The organism is Pseudomonas sp. R151218B TE3479 (genome assembly GCF_053629195.1).
Window position 1 is genome coordinate 4,388,820 of record NZ_JBRJHV010000001.1, and the last position, 17,644, is coordinate 4,406,463.

General features: G+C 62.3%; 15 protein-coding genes and 1 pseudogene. 10 read left to right on the forward strand and 6 right to left on the reverse strand.

The features are described 5' to 3' along the window. Nucleotides 1–28 precede the first annotated feature (28 nt). Nucleotides 29–658, forward strand: a complete 630-nt coding sequence (locus AB7M32_RS18800) for a LysE family translocator (protein ID WP_060742303.1) — start codon at nt 29–31, stop codon at nt 656–658. A 64-nt stretch (nt 659–722) separates the two neighbouring features. Further along, nucleotides 723–1,403, forward strand: a complete 681-nt coding sequence (locus AB7M32_RS18805; RefSeq protein WP_454250919.1) for a class I SAM-dependent methyltransferase — start codon at nt 723–725, stop codon at nt 1,401–1,403. A gap of 39 nt (nt 1,404–1,442) precedes the next feature. On the opposite strand, the gene AB7M32_RS18810 is transcribed toward AB7M32_RS18805, so the two are convergent. Further along, nucleotides 1,443–2,684, reverse strand: a complete 1,242-nt coding sequence (locus tag AB7M32_RS18810) for an OprD family porin (RefSeq protein ID WP_454250920.1) — start codon at nt 2,682–2,684, stop codon at nt 1,443–1,445. 241 nt (nt 2,685–2,925) lie between these two features. Here AB7M32_RS18810 and AB7M32_RS18815 point away from each other — a divergent pair, with 241 nt between their 5' ends. The 8 genes and pseudogenes from AB7M32_RS18815 (at nt 2,926) to AB7M32_RS18850 (ending at nt 11,082) form a co-directional block, all read left to right on the forward strand. After that, the gene (locus AB7M32_RS18815) at nt 2,926–3,873 is read left to right on the forward strand and encodes a LysR family transcriptional regulator (RefSeq protein WP_454250921.1); all 948 of its coding nucleotides are present in this window, start codon (nt 2,926–2,928) and stop codon (nt 3,871–3,873) included. Between the two features lie 91 nt (nt 3,874–3,964). Then, a complete protein-coding gene (locus AB7M32_RS18820) occupies nt 3,965–4,756 on the forward strand; it encodes a putative hydro-lyase (protein ID WP_454250922.1) in 792 nt (263 codons plus the stop codon). A gap of 40 nt (nt 4,757–4,796) precedes the next feature. Further along, a complete protein-coding gene (locus tag AB7M32_RS18825; protein WP_454250923.1) occupies nt 4,797–5,330 on the forward strand; it encodes a hypothetical protein in 534 nt (177 codons plus the stop codon). A gap of 58 nt (nt 5,331–5,388) precedes the next feature. Then, on the forward strand, nt 5,389–6,324 hold the full coding sequence (locus tag AB7M32_RS18830) for a LysR family transcriptional regulator (RefSeq protein WP_454250924.1): 936 nt from the start codon (nt 5,389–5,391) through the stop codon (nt 6,322–6,324). Between the two features lie 97 nt (nt 6,325–6,421). Continuing rightward, nucleotides 6,422–7,802: pseudogene (locus AB7M32_RS18835) on the forward strand (UDP-glucose dehydrogenase family protein). Between the two features lie 176 nt (nt 7,803–7,978). Further along, entirely contained in the window at nt 7,979–8,686 is a 708-nt protein-coding gene (locus AB7M32_RS18840; protein WP_454250925.1) for an HPP family protein, read from the forward strand. Between the two features lie 134 nt (nt 8,687–8,820). Then, a complete protein-coding gene (locus AB7M32_RS18845; RefSeq protein WP_454250926.1) occupies nt 8,821–9,927 on the forward strand; it encodes an enoyl-CoA hydratase/isomerase family protein in 1,107 nt (368 codons plus the stop codon). A 3-nt stretch (nt 9,928–9,930) separates the two neighbouring features. Then, nucleotides 9,931–11,082: an acyl-CoA dehydrogenase family protein gene (locus AB7M32_RS18850; RefSeq protein WP_454250927.1), complete on the forward strand. Its 1,152-nt coding sequence runs from the start codon at nt 9,931–9,933 to the stop codon at nt 11,080–11,082. 660 nt (nt 11,083–11,742) lie between these two features. On the opposite strand, the gene AB7M32_RS18855 is transcribed toward AB7M32_RS18850, so the two are convergent. The 5 genes from AB7M32_RS18855 to AB7M32_RS18875 all read right to left on the reverse strand — a co-directional run bounded on the left by AB7M32_RS18855 (nt 11,743) and on the right by AB7M32_RS18875 (nt 17,431). After that, complete coding sequence (locus AB7M32_RS18855) at nt 11,743–12,516, reverse strand: enoyl-CoA hydratase (RefSeq protein WP_454250928.1); 774 nt, start codon at nt 12,514–12,516, stop codon at nt 11,743–11,745. A gap of 131 nt (nt 12,517–12,647) precedes the next feature. Then, entirely contained in the window at nt 12,648–13,775 is a 1,128-nt protein-coding gene (locus tag AB7M32_RS18860) for an acyl-CoA dehydrogenase (RefSeq protein WP_454250929.1), read from the reverse strand. Nucleotides 13,776–13,784: 9 nt separating this feature from the next. Next, nucleotides 13,785–14,972 carry an acetyl-CoA C-acyltransferase gene (locus tag AB7M32_RS18865; RefSeq protein ID WP_454250930.1) on the reverse strand — a complete coding sequence of 396 codons (1,188 nt, stop codon included), beginning with the start codon at nt 14,970–14,972 and terminating at the stop codon, nt 13,785–13,787. A gap of 16 nt (nt 14,973–14,988) precedes the next feature. After that, nucleotides 14,989–15,750 (reverse strand): SDR family NAD(P)-dependent oxidoreductase, encoded by a 762-nt coding sequence (locus AB7M32_RS18870; RefSeq protein ID WP_454250931.1) that lies wholly within the window; start codon nt 15,748–15,750, stop codon nt 14,989–14,991. A gap of 16 nt (nt 15,751–15,766) precedes the next feature. Further along, a complete protein-coding gene (locus tag AB7M32_RS18875; RefSeq protein WP_454250932.1) occupies nt 15,767–17,431 on the reverse strand; it encodes an AMP-binding protein in 1,665 nt (554 codons plus the stop codon). Nucleotides 17,432–17,644 lie beyond the last annotated feature (213 nt).

The window sequence follows — 17,644 nt, forward strand, 5'->3', positions numbered from 1 at the left end:
TCGTGCCTCATCCCACGGAGTGTTCCCCATGCCGGATACCGCCAATCTCTACCTGTTCGTGGTTGCTGTCGTACTTCTGCTGATCGTTCCGGGGCCCAACATGGCCTTTGTCACCAGCCATGCGTTGGCCCACGGCTGGCGTGCCGGCGTCGCAGCCGCCCTCGGCATTGCCTTTTCGGACGCGCTGATGACGCTGATGGTCAGCGCTGGCATTGGCGCGCTGGTCATGAGCTGGGCGCCAGCGTTCGACGTGCTGCGCCTGGCCGGGGCCGGTTATCTGCTGTGGCTGGCCTGGCAAGCACTGCGAACCCCGGCAGCGACGCAGGATAGCCAGCTCCAGGCGGCTTCGCTGTGGAAAATCTTCTGTCGAGGCGCTCTCAACAGCCTCTTGAATCCCAAGGCGCTGCTGTTCTTCATGGTGTTCCTGCCCCAGTTCGTCAACCTCAAGGCCGGCGGCGTGGGCCTGCAGTTGATCTTCCTTGGAGCCTTGCTGGCACTGATTGCACTGGTCTTCCATACGCTGCTGGGTGTTGGCGCCGCCCAGCTCAGGGCAAAACTGGCAAGCGGTGGGATTTCAAGACGCCTGGGCACCTATGGTTTTGCCGGGGTCATGGCAGCGCTGGCGGCACGCCTGTTGTTTCTTGACCGACCGCTTTGACCTGCGACGCCCCTGCGCCAGCCGTTGTCCTATGCTTACTCGACCTATTGCCGGAGCTGGATCGATGTCGCTCTCCGAAACCACCCTCCTCCAAAGCTGGCACCACAATGCCCAAGCCTGGATCGAAGCCATCCGCACCGGCGCCATCGAAAGCCGTCAGACGGTCACCGACCAGGCCATGCTGCTGGCGGTACTGAGCCGTCAGCCCGAGCGCGTGCTGGATCTGGGTTGTGGCGAAGGTTGGTTGTTGCGGGCGCTGGTTGAACGGGGCGTCGAGGCGGTAGGTGTGGATGGCGACGCGACCTTGGTCGATGCGGCCCGGGCGTCGGGATCCTCGCCGGTGCATCTGGCAAGCTATGAAGCACTGGTAGAGGCGAAGGTGGACGTCGGCAGCGGCTACGACCTGGTCTGCGCCAACTTCGCCCTGTTGCATCAGGACATCATCCCGCTGCTCGCCGCGATGAACGCCTTACTCGGCCCTGGCGGTGCACTGGTGGTCCAGACGTTGCACCCCTGGACCGTGGCGGCGGGTAATTATCAGGACGGCTGGCGAGAAGAGACCTTCGATGGGTTCAAAGGCCAATGGCAGCCGATGCCGTGGTACTTGCGCACCTTGTCCAGTTGGCTCAATGCCTTGGACATGGCGGGTTTTCGTCTGGTGGGCCTGCAGGAGCCGCAGCACCCGCAAAGCCCGGTGCCGCAGTCATTGCTTCTGGTGGCCGAGCAATCCCCGCCATGGCGTTAGCGACTCGACCGTCCCCCCTTCGGTATTACCGGAATATCTTCACCACAGCGCCATCGTATAGCTGACGATCAGCCGATTTTCATCCAGGTCATTGCCAAAATTCGAGCGCACCGTCGCGTTGCGCCATTTCAAGCCCAGCCCCTTCAACTTGCCGTCTTGCACCACATAGGCAATGTCCGTGTTGCGCTCCCATTCCTTGCCTTCGCTCGCGGCGCTGCGTTGGACGTTGTCGCCACTGATGTATCGAGTCATGAAGGTCAGCCCGGGCACGCCAATCGCCGCGAAGTTGTAGTCATAACGCGCTTGCCAGGAACGCTCGTCGATGTTGGCGAAGTCGCCGATCTGCACGAAGTTGACCAGGTACGGATCGCTGCGGCCGATGTAGGGGAAAGGATCGTCGCCGCTCATGCGCTGATAGCCCAGGCCCACGGCATGGCCCGCCAGGCTGTAGGTGAACAAGGCGCCGAAGGCCTGGTTGTCGAGATCGCGGAAACTGCCGTCTTCGGTGCTGCGGGAATAACGCACGTCACTCTTGAATGACTGGCCTGCGCCAAGGTCCAGGGTATGGACGAACCCGAGGTAGTTTTGCTGGTAGATGTCTTGCAACTGGCTATAGCGGTATTGCGCCGTGAGGTTCGGCAGGAACTGATAGTCCGCTCCGGCGAACTGGAACTTGTCACTGCTGCCACCGATGCGGTTGGCGGTCATGTCCTGGTAGTCGGTGGAGTCGACAAAGTTGATCTGCGTGAGTTGCCCAGCGGTCAGCTTCAAACGATCGATTTCCTGCACGCTCAGTAACCCACCCTTGAACGTTCCCGGTAACAGGCGCGTGTCGTTGGAACTCACCGCCGGGTCCTTGATCTGCAACGTTCCCACTTTCAAGGTGCTATTGGACAGGCGCACCTTGGCGGTCAGGCCCAATTCGCCATAACGATCCTGGGAACCGCCAGACAAATCCGCCGGCAACAGATTGGTGCCGGCCGTGCCGCCGCCGGAGTCCAGCTTGAAACCGGCCATGCCCAAAGCATCGAGGCCGAAACCCACGGTCCCGGCGGTGTATCCCGATTCCATCCGCAGCAGAAAGCCCTGGGCCCATTCCTCGGCCTTGTCCCGTGCCCCTTCCTGGCGAAAGTCGCGGTTGAAGTAGAAGTTGCGGGCCTCCAGGCTGCCTTTGCTGTCGGCGATGAAATCAGCCTGCGCGCACGGCACGCCGATCAGGCTCAGGCCGAGCAAGGTGCCCGCCGAGGTGCAGGTCCATCGAGGGAATGTGACATGTTGCATGGCGCGCTCCTTTTATGGGCGCGAGCGAACCCACAGGGGCTGTGCGCACGCCTCGTTATTGTTGTCATGGGGGTATCGGCGCGGTGGGGCTGCGTCGTGGAGCGGATTCTTGGTGCCGGATCCGCGCAGCGTCAAACGGGAAAAAAGCCGGATCGGGCATAAGAAAATTTGATGCGTCAGATGGCCCGATCTGGAGTAACAATTGCAATCATAAGAACCACACGCCCCCCAGAGAGCCTTCATGAACCTCAAATTCCTCGAAACCTTCGTCTGGGTCGCCCGGCTGCAAAGCTTCAGCCTCACCGCCGAAAAGATGTTCAGCACCCAGGCGGCGATCTCCAGCCGAATCGCTTCGCTGGAAGAGGAACTGGGCCTGCGCCTGTTCGTGCGGGATTCGCGCGGGGTCTCGCTGACACCCGAAGGCCTCAAGGTGCTCGACTACGCGCAACAGATGCTCGACGTCCAACGGGCGTTGAAGCAATCACTGGACACCAGCAGCCCGCAGCAAGGCCTGGTGCGCATCGGCGTGATGGATACGGTGATCCACACCTGGCTCAGCCCATTGATGTCGATGCTGATGCAAGCCTTCCCCGCCGTGGAAATCGAAATCACCGCCGATGCCGCGCGCAACCTCTGTGAACAATTGCAGAAAGGCTACCTGGACATCGTGTTCCAGACCGATTTGGTGCGCCACGAAAGCGTGCGCAATCTGGAACTGGGGCACTACCCCATGCACTGGATCGCCGCCAGCCAGTCGATCTATGCCCGACCCTATGGGTCGTTGGCGGAGATGGCCAGCGAGCGCATCATCACCTTCGTCAAGCATTCGCGACCGCATCAGGACGTGCTCAACCTGCTGTACGCCCAGGGCGTGAGTGCACCGCGGGTCAGTTGCGTCAATTCGGTCTCGGCCATGACACGGCTGATTCGTGACGGTTTCGGCATCGGCGCCTTGCCGGCCGCGCTGGTGGCCAAGCCCCTGGCCAGCGGCGAATTGATCCAGCTCGAACCCGGTACCGCCCTGCCCCAACTGGACGTCGTTGCGTCCTGGCGCGCTGGCGTCGGCCTGGAGTTGATCGAGAACATCGTCCAGATGAGCCGCCAGGTGGTCAGCCAATACGCCGTCGATGTCGGGCCGCAGCGCATGGTGGCGGCCCCCGGCCTGAACAGCCAGGCGCCGCTCGAATAACTTTTAGTTGTCGCGGGGTACCAATATTCCTTGTTGGACGTCCTCACCACGCTGTTCTCAAAGTAGCGAACGAACACTTGGAGACCCCGTGATGACGTCCTTCGAACAACTGCAGCAATGCACGCCTCTCGTCCTGCGCCAAAGCATCGCCGCCGGCCAGTACCAGGGCCATACCAGCGGCCTGGGCCAGGGTCGCGTGCAAGCCAATATCGTGATTCTGCCCGGCGACTGGGCCAATGAATTCCTGCGCTACTGCACCCTCAACCGCCAGGCCTGCCCGGTGCTTGACGTGACCGAGCCAGGGGATCCGTTCTTCCGCAACCTGGGCGCCGCCATCGATATCCGTCATGAAGTGCCTCAATACCGGGTCTATCGCCACGGCGAGTTGAGCGAATCGCCGCTGGACATCGCACACCTGTGGCAGGACGATCTGGTGGCCTTCGCCCTCGGTTGTTCGTTCTCTTTCGAACAACCCTTGCTGGAGGCCGGCATCCGTTTGCGGCACATTGAACTGGGGCGCAATGTCGCGATGTTCCAGACCAACATCGACACGCGACCCACCGCCCGCCTGTCTGGCAAGATGGTGGTGACCATGCGGCCGATGAAAGCCGCCGCAGCCATCCAGGCGATCCAGATTACCGGGCGCATGCCCAATGTCCACGGCGCCCCGGTGCACATCGGCGATCCATCACTGATCGGCATTCAATCCCTGGACACGCCGGACTACGGTGATGCCGTACCGGTGGAAGCGGACGAGATCCCGGTGTTCTGGGCCTGCGGCGTGACGCCTCAATCGGTGGTCCAGGCCTCGCGTCCACCGCTGTGCATCACACACGCCCCGGGCTGCATGCTGGTGACGGACTTATGGAACAGTGATTTGTAGGCCTCGAACCAGGCTGCTTTTCGACTTGAAGGAATACAAGATGAATACTGCTCAGTTCTCGATTCAACAGTACATCCGTGCCAAGGACGGCAACCGCCCGCACCTGCTGGACCAGGCCTTTACAGCCTCGGCTATTCTGGACATGGTCGTGCACACCGGCTCCATCTCGTTTCCCGACCACGTTGAAGGCCGTGCCGCCATTGGCGATGTGATGGTCCGTCGCTTCAGCCAGACCTTCGAAAACGTCTACACGTTCTGCCTGGCCGCCCCTCCACCGGCAAACGCGGAAGCGTTCCAGTGCAAATGGCTGGTGGCGATGTCAGACAAGAACAGCGGCGAGGCGCGTGTCGGTTGTGGCCTGTACGACTGGCAGTTCGATCCGCAGTCGCAACGGGTCGAGCGATTGACCATCACCATCGAGCACATGAAGACCCTGTCGGCGACCGATCTGCCGATGATCATGGCCTGGGTATCGACGTTGGACTATCCATGGTGCCGGCCCGAGGCGATGATTGATAACGCGCCGGATTCGGGCGCGCTTCAGGACGTGATCCACTACGTGACGGATCTCTGACCAGGCCGACCCCGCGCTTTCAGGAGTCTTGCATGACTGTTCCAAGGAACCGCCCCCAGTGAACATCAAGTTTCTCGAAACCTTCGTCTGGGTGGCCCGCCTGAAGAGCTTTCGCCTCACCGCGGAAAAACTGTTCACCACCCAGGCCTCCATTTCCAGCCGGATCGCCGCCCTGGAAGACGAAATGGGCGTGCGCCTGTTCGTGCGCGATTCCAAAGGGGTGTCGTTGACCTCCGAGGGCCAGCGCGTGCTGGAATACGCCGAGCGCATCATGGACACCATGCAGAGCATGAAAGCCGTGATCAAGGACCCGCGCCAGGTGCGCGGCCGGATCCGCATCGGCGCGATGGATACGGTGATCCACACCTGGCTCAGTCCCTTGGTGACACGCCTGATGGAATGCTACCCGGCCCTGGAAATCGAACTGTCGGCCGACACCGCGAGCAACCTCTGCTCACAGCTGGAAAAAGGCTACCAGGACATCATTTTCCAGACCGACATCCTGCGCCTGGACAGCGTGCGCAATGCGTTGCTGACCCGTTACCCGATGCACTGGGTGGTGCGCACCGGTTCCGCCTATGACCGAGCCTATGGGTCACTGGAAGATCTGTCCCAGGAACGCATCGTAACGTTCTCGCGCAACTCACGGCCCCACCAGGACATCCTCAACCTGCTGCACTCGGCCAACATCGTCTCGCCCCGCATCAACTGCGTGAACTCGGCCTCGGCCATCACCCGCCTGGTTCGCGACGGTTTCGGCATCGGCGCCATGCCCGCGGCGCTGGTGGTCGGTGAACTGGCCCAGGGCACATTGACTTTGGTGGAGGGCGTGCCGCTGCCATCGGTCATGGACATCGTCGCCAGTTGGCGGACCGGCGCCGGAATGGAACGGGTGGAAGACATCGTCAGCCTGACCCGGGAAGTGGTCGGCGAGTTCGTCGCGCAACTGCCAGCCGCGTACCGATTGACGGCGCAAGACTTCAGTGGGCTGTAAGTGAACTGCAATATCCCCGACTTATTCTGAACCAAGCGCACTGCGGCGAACGCTGGTTGTGCATGTCGCTCGCTCGGAATGATCCAGGGAATCCGCCATGAAGATCAGTGTATTCGGAAGTGGTTACGTAGGGTTGGTGCAGGCCGCCGTGTTGGCCGAGGTGGGCCATGACGTGGTGTGCATGGACATCGACGAGCGCAAGGTCGACAGCCTTCGGCAAGGCCAGGTGAGTATTTTCGAGCCCGGCCTGGCCGCGCTGGTGCGCGAAGGGCTGGAGGCCGGGCGTTTGCACTTCACCTGTGACGAGCAGCTTGCCGTGCAACACGGCCAGGTGCTGTTTATCGCGGTAGGCACGCCCCTCCCGGGACGATGGCAGTGCCGACCTGAGCCAGGTGCTGGCCGTTGGCGAGGCCGTCGCCCGTTATCGCGAGCAACCGCTCATCGTGGTGGAGAAGTCCACCGTGCCGGTGGGCACCGGTGACGTTCTGCGAGCGCACATCGACAAATGCCTGCTCAAGGCCAGTCGCTTGCTGCAGTTCGATATCGTCTCCAACCCCGAATTTCTCAAGGAAGGCTCGGCCGTCGCCGATTGCCGTCGTCCGGATCGCATCGTGATCGGCTGCGAGCGCGATGAAGTGCGCGAAACCATGCGCGACCTGTACGCACCATTCAACCGCAACCACGACCGGGTCCTGTTCATGGACCTGCGCAGCGCCGAGCTGACCAAATACGCCGCCAACGGCATGTTGGCGACCAAGATAAGCTTTATCAACCAGATCGCCGAACTGGCCGAACACCTGGGGGCCGACATCGAGTCCGTGCGCCTGGGCATCGGCGCCGACTCGCGCATCGGCTACCATTTCATTTACCCGGGATGCGGCTATGGCGGCTCATGCTTTCCCAAGGACATGCGCGCCCTGATCCACACCGCCGAGCAGGCTCACTGTTCCAGTGACCTGCTGCAGGCGGTGGAAGCCATCAACGATCGGCAGAAACACAAGCTGTTCGAGCGGATCAACGCGTTCTACCAGGGCGACCTGCGTGGCAAGACCTTCGCGCTGTGGGGCCTGGCCTTCAAACCCAACACCGACGACATGCGCGATGCGCCGAGCCGCACCCTGCTGGAGTCGCTCTGGGCTGCGGGAGCCAGTGTCCGCGCCTTTGACCCGGAGGCGATGCAACAGACCCAACTGCTCTATCCAGACGAAACCCGACTCATGCTGATGGGCACGCCGGAATCGGTGTTGCCGGGGGCCGACGCGCTGGTCATCTGCACCGAATGGCAGCCCTTCAAGGCGCCGGACTTCGACCTGATCCGGCAGCGGCTCAAGGCCCCGGTGATTTTCGACGGTCGCAACCTGTTCGACCCGGAACGCATGGCAGACAAGGGCTTTACCTATTTTCCGATGGGCCGCGGCCAATCACGCAACCTGCCCATCGCCCAGCAAACGTGGTACCCCGCCTCAAGAAGCGCTTGAACCTGACCGTTACCTCAAAATTAATGCACTCAACCTGCATTAATATGAATTTGTAAGCAAAGGTTGTGGGAGGCACACTGTGCACCGTTCCTCCCCCAACTGTTGGAACACTTAAAGGGCTTTCTGGGTTTTTCCCGTAAGCCCCTTTTTTTGTTCGTTTTTTGGATTCTCGCTTAATGCTTTCTCGCTGGTTCCCCGCCGCTATCAATACCCGTCCCACCGAATGGAGCCGCGCCGCCATCGGCATGGCGCTGGGAACAATGTTCAGTGTCTGGCTATGTGGTCAGGTCTTTGGCCTTGAGGTGGCGCAACACCTGATCGGCCCTCTCGGCGCTTCGGCCGTGCTGTTGTTTGCCGTGTCCTCGGGCGCCCTTGCCCAGCCCTGGTCGATTGTCGGCGGCTACCTCTGTGCATCGGTCGTGGCACTGCTGGTGGCCCATGTATTGGGGCGGACCCTGGGCAGCGCCTGCCTGGCGGCCGGTATGGCGCTGGTGTTGATGTGTTGGCTGCGTTGCCTGCACCCACCGGCAGGCGCCCTGGCGGCGACCTTGGTGCTGGCGGATCCGTCCATCGTTGCCTTGGACTGGCAGGCGGTCGGCGCGGCCATGTTGGCCGGCTGCGGGCTGCTCGCCTTTGCACTGGGCTACAACAACCTCACGCGTGTGCGCTATCCCAAGCGCGCCAGCGAACCGGCGGCCGTCATACCGGCTGACCACCCTCCCGTCGACCGACACGCCATCACCGCCGAAGACCTGAAATTAGCCCTGGCGGAAATGGAGGCCTTCTTCGACGTCACCCCGGAAGATCTTGAGCAATTGATCCATGCCAGCGAACGAAACGCCAGGCGCCGCAGCATCGCGGAGGTGCTTTCCGGTCGCGGTTGAGCCTGTGGCTGCTATAAATATGCAGACATGACCTGCACGTATCCCGGTTGTGCAAGGCAAATTTGCACTGGTACGATCCTGAACGGGTACGCGCGACACCATTCGTAAAAAACAATAAAAGCAGGGAGTTAGCGATGACAGCTCAGGTTTCATCCCAAGCTGCGGAAACCATGGAAACCGTGGCCCACGAGGTGCTGGTCGACGTTCGCAATCACATTGGCCACTTGACCCTGAACCGCCCCGCCGGCCTCAATGCCCTCACTCTGGGCATGGTGCGCAGCTTGCAGCAACAACTCGATACTTGGGCACTCGACCCACACATTCGCGCGGTGGTACTGCGTGGCGCGGGCGACAAGGCCTTCTGCGCCGGCGGTGATATCCGCTCGCTGTACGACAGCCACAAGCAGGGCGACACCCTGCATGAAGATTTCTTCGTCGAAGAATACGCCCTCGACCTGACGATCCACCATTATCGCAAACCGATCCTCGCCCTGATGGACGGCTTCGTGCTGGGTGGCGGCATGGGTTTGGTGCAAGGCGCCGACCTGCGGATCGTGACTGAACGCAGTCGCCTGGGCATGCCGGAAGTCGCCATCGGTTATTTCCCGGACGTGGGCGGCAGTTATTTCCTGTCGCGCATTCCCGGTGAGCTGGGGATCTACCTGGGGGTCAGCGGCGTACAGATCCGCGCCGCCGATGCATTGTATTGCGGGCTCGCCGACTGGTACCTCGATAGCCACAAGCTCAAGCAGCTCGACGAGCGTCTCGATCGACTTGAGTGGCACGACATGCCGCTCAAGGACCTGCAAAGCCTGCTGGCCAAACTCGGCCAGCAACAGCTCCCTGCGCCCCCTCTGGCCGATTTGCGGCCGGCCATTGACCATTTCTTTGCCCTGCCCGATGTGCCAAGCATGGTCGAGCAGTTGCGCCAGGTCACTGTCGCCAACAGCCACGAATGGTCGCTGAAGACCGCCGACGTGCTGGACAGTCGCTCGCCCCTGGCCATGGCCGTGACCCTGGAAATGCTGCGGCGCGGTCGGCATCTGAGCCTGGAAGACTGTTTTGCCCTGGAGCTGCACCTGGACCGGCAATGGTTCGAACGCGGAGACCTGATCGAAGGCGTACGCGCCTTGCTGATCGACAAAGACAAGAACCCCCGCTGGAACCCGCCGACCCTGGAGGCGTTGGACGCCGACCATGTGGCGAGTTTCTTCGACGGCTTCGACGACCACGGGAGCTGAGCCATGCACGACCTCGAACTGACCGAAGAACAAGTGATGATCCGCGACATGGCCCGGGACTTCGCCCGAGGTGAAATCGCCCCCCATGCCCAGGCGTGGGAAAAGGCCGGCTGGATTGACGACGGCCTGGTGGCGAAGATGGGTGAACTGGGCCTGTTGGGGATGGTGGTTCCGGAAGAATGGGGCGGCACCTACGTCGATTACGTGGCCTATGCCCTGGCGGTGGAGGAAATCTCCGCGGGCGACGGCGCCACCGGGGCGCTGATGAGCATTCACAACTCGGTGGGTTGCGGGCCGGTCCTGAATTTTGGCACCGCTGAACAGAAACAGACGTGGCTGGCCGAGCTCGCCAGTGGCCAGGCCATTGGCTGCTTCTGCCTGACCGAACCCCAGGCCGGTTCCGAAGCCCACAACCTGCGCACCCGGGCCGAGCTGCGCGATGGCCAGTGGGTGATCAACGGCGCCAAGCAGTTCGTCAGCAACGGCAAGCGGGCGAAACTGGCCATCGTGTTTGCCGTAACGGATCCGGAGCTGGGCAAAAAAGGCATTTCGGCGTTCCTGGTGCCCACGGATACACCCGGGTTCATCGTCGATCGCACCGAACACAAGATGGGCATCCGCGCTTCGGACACCTGCGCGGTTACCTTGAACAACTGCACCATCCCCGAGGCCAACCTGCTGGGCGCGCGTGGCAAAGGCTTGGCCATCGCTTTGTCCAACCTGGAAGGCGGTCGCATCGGCATCGCGGCGCAAGCTTTGGGCATCGCCCGCGCGGCGTTCGAAGCGGCGCTGGCCTACGCGCGCGATCGCGTCCAGTTCGACAAGCCGATCATCGAGCACCAGAGCATCGCCAACCTGTTGGCCGACATGCACACCCGCATCAACGCCACCCGCCTGCTCATCCTCCACGCCGCCCGCCTGCGCAGCGCCGGCAAGCCATGCCTGTCGGAAGCCTCCCAGGCCAAGCTGTTTGCCTCGGAAATGGCCGAGAAAGTCTGCTCCTCGGCCATACAGATTCACGGTGGGTACGGGTATCTCGAGGATTATCCGGTAGAGCGCTACTACCGCGACGCGCGGATTACCCAGATCTATGAAGGGTCGAGCGAGATCCAGCGAATGGTCATCGCCCGGGAGTTGAAACACTACCTGGTGTGATGGCTGGAAAAAGCATCGCGAGCAAGCTCGCTCCCACAGTGTCCAGTGGTGTACGCAAATGCTGCGTACACCTGAGATGCAGTGTGGGAGCGAGCTTGCTCGCGAAAGCGGTGGGTCAGTGACTTCTATGCTGGATGTGCCGGCGTCTTCGCGGGCAAGCCCGCTCCCACAGGGTTTGATGGCGTACACAGATGACGCGTACACCCCAAATCCACTGTGGGAGCGAGCTTGCTCGCGAAAGCGGTGGGTCAGTGACTTCTATGTTGGATGTGCCGGCGTCTTTCGCGGGCAAGCCCGCTCCCACAGGGTTTGATGGCGTACACAGATGACGCGTACACCCCAAATCCACTGTGGGAGCGAGCTTGCTCGCGAAAGCGGTGGGTCAGTGACTTCTATGCTGGATGTGCCGGCGTCTTCGCGGGCAAGCCCGCTCCCACAGGGTTTGATGGCGTACACAGATGACGCGTACACCCCAAATCCACTGTGAGAGCGGGCTTGCTCGCGAAAGCGGTGGGTCAGTGACTTCTATGCTGGATGTGCCGGCGTCTTCGCGGGCAAGCCCGCTCCCACAGGGTTTGATGGCGTACACAGATGACGCGTACACCTCAAATCCACTGTGGGAGCGAGCTTGCTCGCGATGGCGTCAGCCGGAACGCCGCCTTACTTATCCTGAAACGCCGCCGCGCGCTTGGCCACGAATGCCGCCATGCCTTCTTTCTGATCCTGCGTCGCAAACGCCGCGTGGAATACCCGGCGCTCGAAACGTACGCCTTCAGACAGGCTGACTTCAAACGCGCGGTTGACGCTTTCCTTGACCATCATGCTGATGGGCACCGACTTGGAGGCAATCAACGCTGCGGTTTTCAGCGCATCGTCCAGCAGTTCATCGGCCGGTACGATCCGGGCGACGATACCGCAGCGTTCGGCTTCTACCGCGTCGATAAAGCGCCCGGTCAGGCACATTTCCATGGCTTTGGCCTTGCCCACCGCCCGGGTCAGGCGCTGGGTGCCGCCCATGCCCGGCAGCACGCCGAGGTTGATTTCCGGCTGGCCGAACTTGGCATTGTCACCGGCCAGGATGAAGTCGCACATCAACGCCAGCTCGCAGCCACCGCCCAAGGCAAAACCGTTCACCGCCGCGATGATCGGCTTGCGACGGTTGGCCACGCGGTCACTGTCGCTGAACAGGTCGTCCAGGTAGATCTGCGGGTAGGTCAGCTCAGCCATTTCCTTGATGTCGGCACCGGCGGCGAAGGCTTTCTTCGAGCCCGTCAACACGATGCAGCCAATGCTCGGATCCGCCTCCAGGCTGTCCAGCGCCTGGTTCAGCTCGCTGACGATCTGCGCATTCAAGGCGTTCAAGGCCTGGGGACGGTTGAGGGTGATCAGGCCGACGCGGTCCTTGATCTCCAATAAAATCGTTTCGTAGCTCATGCAGGACTCCTGTTAAACGCTGTATTTGACTCGATGCCCTGTAGGAGCTGCCGAAGGCTGCGATCTTTTCCCGCCAATTGAGTCTTGAACGAAAGCAAAATCAAAAGATCGCAGCCTGCGGCAGCTCCTACTCAAAGATTGCGCGAAATGACCATGCGCTGAATGTCGCTGGTGCCTTCGTAGATCTGACAGACCCGCACGTCGCGGTAGATGCGCTCCAGCGGGAAGTCGTTGAGGTAACCGTAACCGCCCAGGGTCTGCAACGCCATGGAGCAGACCTTCTCGGCCATTTCCGAAGCAAACAGCTTGGCCATGGATGCCTCCACCAAAGCAGGCTGGCCGCTGTCCCGCAGGGCGGCGGCGTAGTGCACCATTTGCCGGGCCACGGCGATCTGGGTCGCCATGTCGGCCAGGCGGAACGCCACGGCCTGGTGCTCGATGATCGGCTTGCCGAAACTGGAGCGCTCCCGGGCATAATCCCGGGCCGCTTCGAACGCGGCCCGAGCCATGCCCACCGCTTGCGCCGCGATGCCTACCCGTCCGCCTTCCAGGTTCGCCAGGGCGATCTTGTAGCCCTCACCCTCCTCGCCCAGGCGGTTGCCCACCGGCACCTTCACCTCTTCAAAGAGGATCTGGCAGGTGTCGGACGCATGCTGGCCGAGTTTGTCTTCGACCCGCGCCACGCTGTAGCCCGGCGAATCGGTCGGCACGATGAACGCACTGATGCCACGCTTGCCGGCGCTCGGATCAGTCACCGCAAACACAATGACCACCCCGGCGTTCTGCCCCGAGGTGATGAACTGCTTGCAACCGTTGAGCACGTAATGATCCCCCTCCAGCCGCGCCCGCGTCTTGAGGCTGCTGGCGTCCGAACCGGCCTGGGGCTCGGTCAGGGCGAAGGCGCCAAGCATCGCGCCACTGGCCAGGGGCGTGAGGAATTTCGCCTTCTGCTCATCGTTGCCGAACTTGAGGATCGGCACGCAGCCCACCGAGTTGTGCACGCTCATGATGGTCGAGCAGGCACCGTCACCAGCGGCGATTTCCTCCAAGGTCATCGCATAGGCCAGGTAACCGGTGTTACAGCCGCCCCACTGTTCCGGCACCAGCATGCCGAAAAAGCCCAGCTCGGCCATTTCAGCGATGGCTTCCCGGGGGAAGCGGTGCTCGCGGTCCCATTCGGCGGCGAACGGTTTCAGGCGGTCCTGGGCGAACTGCCGGGCCATGTCGCGGATTTGGGTCTGTTCTTCAGTCGGGAGCATGGTGGTTCCTTAATACAGGCATTCAACGGCCATGGCCGTGGCTTCGCCGCCGCCGATGCAGATCGCCGCGACGCCGCGCTTGAGACCCTTCTGGCGCAGGGCTGACAGCAGGGTCACGAGGATCCGTGCGCCAGACGCGCCAATCGGGTGGCCCAGCGCACAGGCGCCGCCGTGGACGTTGACCTTGTCATGGGCAATCTCCAGCTTGTCCATGGTCACCAGCCCGACCACGGCAAAGGCTTCGTTGACTTCGAACAGGTCGACTTGATCCAGCGACCAACCGGTTTTGTGCATCAGTTTCTTCACAGCGCCAATCGGTGCGGTGGGAAACAGGCTCGGAGTATCGGCAAACGCCGCGTGACCGTGGATCACCGCCAAAGGCTTGAGGCCGCGCTGGACCGCTTGGCTCTGGCGCATCAGCACCAGGGCAGCGGCGCCATCGGAAATGGAACTGGCGTTGGCGGCCGTCACCGTGCCGCCCTCGCGGAACGCCGGCTTGAGCGAGGCGATCTTGTCGATCCGCGCTTTGGGTGGCTGCTCGTCGTGGCGGATGGTCACTTGTTCCTTGCCTGCCATGACCTGCAACGGCACGATCTCGGCGTCGAAACTGCCGTCCTTGATCGCCTGCTGGGCGCGGGTGGTGGACGCAATGGCAAAGGCGTCCTGGGCCTCGCGACTCAAGCCATTGGCCTCGGCGCAATCTTCGGCGAAGGTGCCCATCAGCCGACCTTTGTCGTAGGCGTCTTCCAGGCCATCGAGGAACATATGGTCAAGCACCCGGCCATGGCCCATGCGATAACCGCCGCGGGCGCGATCCAGCAGGTACGGGGCGTTGGACATGCTCTCCATGCCACCGGCCACCACCACCTCGGCGCTGCCGGCGATGAGCATGTCATGGGCGAGGATAGCCGCTTCCATGCCCGAACCGCACATCTTGTTGAGCGTGGTGCAGCGGGTCGACTTGTCGAGCCCGGCGCCCAGCGCGGCCTGACGTGCCGGTGCCTGGCCCAGGCCAGCGGCGAGCACGCAACCGAACAGCACTTCTTCAACCGCACCCGGCGCGATACCGGCCCGCTCCACGGCGGCCTTGATAGCGGCGGCACCCAGTTGCGGCGCGGTGAGGCTTTTCAGTTCGCCCTGGAAACCGCCCATGGGGGTACGGACGGCGCTGACGATGACAATAGGATCGTTGGACATCATGAATCCTCCTTACTTATTTGGCTGCCATACGCAAGGCACCGTCGAGACGGATCACCTCGCCGTTGAGCATGCTGTTCTCAATGATATGCCTGACCAGCGCCGCGTACTCGGAAGGCTTCCCAAGGCGCGGCGGAAACGGCACGCCGGCGGCCAGGGAATCACGCACTTCAGGCGTCATGCCGGCCATCATCGGGGTTTCGAAAATCCCCGGGGCAATGGTCATCACCCGGATACCGAAGCGCGCCAGCTCACGGGCGGCCGGCAACGTCAGACTGGCGATGGCGCCTTTGGAGGCCGCGTAGGCGGCCTGGCCGATCTGGCCGTCGAAGGCCGCTACCGAAGCGGTGTTGATGATCACCCCGCGCTCGCCGTCGGCGTTGGCCTCGGTTTCGGCGATGGCCGCAGCCGCCAGGCGCAGTAAGTTGAAGCTGCCGATCAGGTTGACGTTGATCACCTGGCTGAAGCTGTCCAGGCCATGAGGGCCGTTCTTGCCGAGGATCTTCTCGCCGCGCACGATACCGGCGCAATTCACCAGGCCATTCAGACCGCCGAACGCCGTGACCGTCGCCTTGACTGCCGCTTCAGCCGCCCCTTCGTTGCTGATATCGGCCACCACGCTCTGGCAACCCAGCTTTTGCGCCTGGGCGGCCACGGCGTCGGCGTTGAGGTCCACCAGCATCACCTTGGCGCCGGCCTTGACCAGCATTTCACCGGTGGCCGCGCCAAGGCCGGAAGCACCGCCGCTGACGAGGAAAATCTTGTTGTCGATCTGCATCATGGTTTCCTTGGATTCAAGCTGAAACGTTTTGCGCCGTAGCTTCTTGGGCTTTGGCGATTTCCTGGTTGCGCAAGATAAAGCGCTGCAACTTGCCGCTCGGGGTCTTCGGCAAGTCGCTGACAAATTCGATTTCACGGGGGTAGGCATGGGCCGCCAGGCGCTTGCGCACATGCAGGCGCAATTCCTCCGCCAGCTCCGGTGAGGCGCGATACTGGGTGCTGAGCACCACGAAGGCCTTCACCAACTCGGTGCGCTCTGGATCAGGCTTGCCGATCACCGCCGCCTCGACCACGGCCGGGTGTTCGATCAGCGCACTTTCCACATCGAACGGACCGACCCGGTAGCCGGAGGTGGTGATCACATCGTCGCTGCGGCCGACGAAGCTGATGCTGCCATCCGGATTCAGCTCCACGGTGTCGCCGCTCAAGTAGTAGTCGCCAACGAAAGCCTTGGTCGGCGCGCCTTCGTAACCGGCGAACCAGCACATGGGCGACTGGCTGCGGTCCACCGCGAGAATGCCCGGCTGGCCCACACCCAGCTCGCGTTGCTCTTCATCCAACACCACAATCCGGTGGCCCGGCGAGGCGAAACCGGCCGCCCCCAGGTGCACCGGGTGTTCCAGCCCGTGGTGGTTGCACAGCACCATGCCCAGTTCGGTCTGGCCGTAATGGTCGTGGATCACCACGTTCAAGTTGTCGGCGAACCAGCGGATCACCTCTGGGTTCAATGGCTCGCCGGCACTGCTGACGATGCGCAGCTTGCCCTTGATCGAGCGGGCAAACTGCTCGCCTCCGGCGATCAACAGCCGATAGGCGGTGGGCGAGCCGGTCAGGTTGGTGATGCCGTACTTGTTGATGATCCGGCAGGTGCTTTCCAGGGTGAACGGGCCATCGTAGAAGGTGATCGGATGCCCCATGGCCAGCGGCCCGGTCACGCCAAAATAAATGCCGTAGGCCCAACCCGGGTCGGCGACGTTCCAGAAGGCGTCTTCAGGGCGCAGGTCCACCGCGTCACGGGTGTAGCTCCGGAACGCCACGATGGCTTTGAGCGGCACCGACAGCGCCTTGGCAGGTCCCGTGGTGCCGGAGGTGAACATCAGTAAAAACGGATCTTCGCCGGTGAGCATCAGCGGTTCGCATTGGTTGGAGTGGTTCGCCACTTCGGCCCAGAAACTGTAATCGCCCCGCACGATGCCCTGGCCCTTCTCGCCGCCGACCGTGACGATGGTGGGGCAACCGGCGACTTCATTGAGTTTGGGACGGTTGACGGCGTCGGTCACGACGATCCGTGCGCCCGAGCTGCCGAGGCGGTGCTCGATGGCCTTGGGCCCGAACGCGGTGAACAGCGGTTGATACACCGCCCCGATACGCCAGGTGGCGAGTACGACGATCAAGAGTTCCGCAGTGCGCGGCAGCAGGCCGGCCACTTTGTCACCCTTGCCGACGCCTTGAGCGCGCAGGAAGTTGGCGAACCGTGCGGCATTGTCCTGCAGGTCGCGGTAAGTCCAGGTGGCTTCGCTGCCGTCACGGCCCTCCCAGAACAAAGCGATGCGACCCGGCAACGCATGCCGGTCGCAACACTCGACACAGGCATTGAGCGCCTCTAGCGAGCCGTGCAGCGCGGCGTTGACGGTTTGCAGGTAATCGAACTGTGACGTGGCGGACGAATAATCGCGCATGACCAGAATCCCTCTGTACTTTTTATTGGCTGGGGGAACCGTGAAGAGCAGACAAATACTCGCGCCGAAGGGCGGTGGCGGCAATGGTCAAAGCCATCAAGTTGCTTGACTGGTTTGGCCATGGTTCGAGGGGGGTATTGCCAGTCAGGCCGTTTTCGCGAGCAAGCTCGCTCCCACATGGGGAGGTTGGGCGATCACAGAATCGAGACCCAC

Bases quoted from the DNA above. Each gene is read 5' to 3' on its own strand.
- AB7M32_RS18820 (WP_454250922.1), top strand. From the start codon at position 3,965: ATGACGTCCTTCGAACAACTGCAGCAATGCACGCCTCTCGTCCTGCGC.
- AB7M32_RS18805 (WP_454250919.1), top strand. From the start codon at position 723: ATGTCGCTCTCCGAAACCACCCTCCTCCAAAGCTGGCACCACAATGCC.
- AB7M32_RS18815 (WP_454250921.1), top strand. From the start codon at position 2,926: ATGAACCTCAAATTCCTCGAAACCTTCGTCTGGGTCGCCCGGCTGCAA.
- AB7M32_RS18855 (WP_454250928.1), bottom strand. From the start codon at position 12,516: ATGAGCTACGAAACGATTTTATTGGAGATCAAGGACCGCGTCGGCCTG.
- AB7M32_RS18825 (WP_454250923.1), top strand. From the start codon at position 4,797: ATGAATACTGCTCAGTTCTCGATTCAACAGTACATCCGTGCCAAGGAC.
- AB7M32_RS18850 (WP_454250927.1), top strand. From the start codon at position 9,931: ATGCACGACCTCGAACTGACCGAAGAACAAGTGATGATCCGCGACATG.
- AB7M32_RS18810 (WP_454250920.1), bottom strand. From the start codon at position 2,684: ATGCAACATGTCACATTCCCTCGATGGACCTGCACCTCGGCGGGCACC.
- AB7M32_RS18860 (WP_454250929.1), bottom strand. From the start codon at position 13,775: ATGCTCCCGACTGAAGAACAGACCCAAATCCGCGACATGGCCCGGCAG.
- AB7M32_RS18870 (WP_454250931.1), bottom strand. From the start codon at position 15,750: ATGCAGATCGACAACAAGATTTTCCTCGTCAGCGGCGGTGCTTCCGGC.
- AB7M32_RS18845 (WP_454250926.1), top strand. From the start codon at position 8,821: ATGACAGCTCAGGTTTCATCCCAAGCTGCGGAAACCATGGAAACCGTG.
- AB7M32_RS18840 (WP_454250925.1), top strand. From the start codon at position 7,979: ATGCTTTCTCGCTGGTTCCCCGCCGCTATCAATACCCGTCCCACCGAA.
- AB7M32_RS18800 (WP_060742303.1), top strand. From the start codon at position 29: ATGCCGGATACCGCCAATCTCTACCTGTTCGTGGTTGCTGTCGTACTT.
- AB7M32_RS18875 (WP_454250932.1), bottom strand. From the start codon at position 17,431: ATGCGCGATTATTCGTCCGCCACGTCACAGTTCGATTACCTGCAAACC.
- AB7M32_RS18865 (WP_454250930.1), bottom strand. From the start codon at position 14,972: ATGTCCAACGATCCTATTGTCATCGTCAGCGCCGTCCGTACCCCCATG.